At 48.6% G+C, this 1,499-nt stretch carries 1 protein-coding gene, 4 tRNA genes and 1 pseudogene; 1 reads left to right on the top strand and 5 read right to left on the bottom strand.

Annotated features, from left to right (window positions below):
• The 5 genes from ACTBDZ_RS17745 to ACTBDZ_RS17765 form a co-directional block, all read right to left on the bottom strand.
• A partial coding sequence (locus ACTBDZ_RS17745; RefSeq protein WP_008502775.1) for a GTP-binding protein occupies positions 1-226 on the bottom strand: 226 nt, incomplete at its 3' end.
• A gap of 105 nt (positions 227-331) precedes the next feature.
• Positions 332-407 (bottom strand) — tRNA-Thr (locus tag ACTBDZ_RS17750).
• A 6-nt stretch (positions 408-413) separates the two neighbouring features.
• Positions 414-488 (bottom strand) — tRNA-Gly (locus tag ACTBDZ_RS17755).
• A 105-nt stretch (positions 489-593) separates the two neighbouring features.
• Positions 594-678: transfer RNA gene (locus ACTBDZ_RS17760), tRNA-Tyr, on the bottom strand.
• A 15-nt stretch (positions 679-693) separates the two neighbouring features.
• Positions 694-769, bottom strand: a tRNA-Thr gene (locus tag ACTBDZ_RS17765).
• A 373-nt stretch (positions 770-1,142) separates the two neighbouring features.
• On the opposite strand from ACTBDZ_RS17765, the pseudogene ACTBDZ_RS17770 reads away from it, so the two are divergent.
• Positions 1,143-1,376, top strand: a pseudogene (locus ACTBDZ_RS17770) (GNAT family N-acetyltransferase); the annotation flags it as partial.
• Between the last annotated feature and the right edge of the window lie 123 nt (positions 1,377-1,499).

Consider the following 1,499-nt stretch of genomic DNA (forward strand, 5'->3'; position numbering starts at 1 on the left):
GACGGGTCGGGGTGTCGTATTCAACGTGAGACGTGTTGATGGTGATACCACGTGCTTTTTCTTCCGGCGCGTTATCGATCTGATCGAATGCGCGCGCGCTACCGCCGTAGGTTTTAGCCAGTACGGTAGTGATCGCTGCGGTCAGCGTGGTTTTACCATGGTCAACGTGGCCGATAGTACCGACGTTAACGTGCGGTTTAGTACGTTCAAACTTTTCTTTAGACATCGACTGTCCCTCTAAGACACGGATAAATCGGTGATAGCACCACATTAACCAAGCTAACGCTTGACGAATATTTTACAGAAAGGAAATCAGGAGATGAAAAAGAAGTGGTGCTGATAGGCAGATTCGAACTGCCGACCCCACCCTTACCAAGGGTGCGCTCTACCAACTGAGCTATATCAGCACTTATTGGAGCGGGCAGTGGGAATCGAACCCACATCATCAGCTTGGAAGGCTGAGGTAATAGCCATTATACGATGCCCGCATCCTGAACTCGGCTACCTGATTTCTCTGTTGAAAGCTTCCGCCTTCGCCAACACGATGATTGCCTCATCGCGCTGGTTCAGCCATAACCTGTATGGCTTGAATTTGGTGGTGGGGGAAGGATTCGAACCTTCGAAGTCTGTGACGGCAGATTTACAGTCTGCTCCCTTTGGCCGCTCGGGAACCCCACCTGATTGTGTACTTGATGGTGCCGGCTGCCGGAATCGAACTGGCGACCTACTGATTACAAGTCAGTTGCTCTACCAACTGAGCTAAGCCGGCATCAAGTGCTGCGCATTCTAGGTAGAGCGAGCCACCTATGCAACAAAAAAATTGCTTAAAATGCGCTATCGCTTAGATTTTATCCAAATTCGAGCATGAATTCACGTCCTCTGCGATAAAATGCCTAAAGAACATCCAAATTCACGACCAATCCCGCACATTCCCCCCTGTCGTGCATGCTTTTTTCAACATGACGTCAGCACGATTCTGCACCAACAATGACCTTTTGCTCCAAGGTAACGCACCTTCTTCGTCATAAAGATGTGTTTAACCGCGTTAACGACGTAAATCTGGCCTAGCATGTATCTTGCTATGTTTCGGTAAAGAGGGTCAGAGAGGGCTCATTTCGCTGGAGGCTGCATGAGACTGCATGATGAAAATCGTTTTACTTAATGACACAACCCTTCCGGTTTACCGCACAGAACTGGCAGACCTGCTGCTAGATGCGGTAATGCATGGCGCATCTGTTGGCTATGAGATGCCTTTGTCTCACGAAACCGCAGCCAGCTATTTTCACGGATTACGCACCTCTCTGGCGGAAGGGGCACGTTTACTGTGGATTGCCCGTGATGCCCAAGGCATTATCGGAAGCGTGCAGCTTGAACTGGCTTTGTTGAATAAATAGAAAGTTTGGGTAATCATCGGAACAGATCACCATAGTTGTTTCAAAATCAGGTCTCCATGGCAAAACAAAATTTTAAAATCACTAACTGGCCCTCCTATAACAAGG

It is taken from the genome of Symbiopectobacterium sp., from assembly GCF_051710365.1.
In the GTDB taxonomy this organism is placed as follows: domain Bacteria; phylum Pseudomonadota; class Gammaproteobacteria; order Enterobacterales; family Enterobacteriaceae; genus Symbiopectobacterium.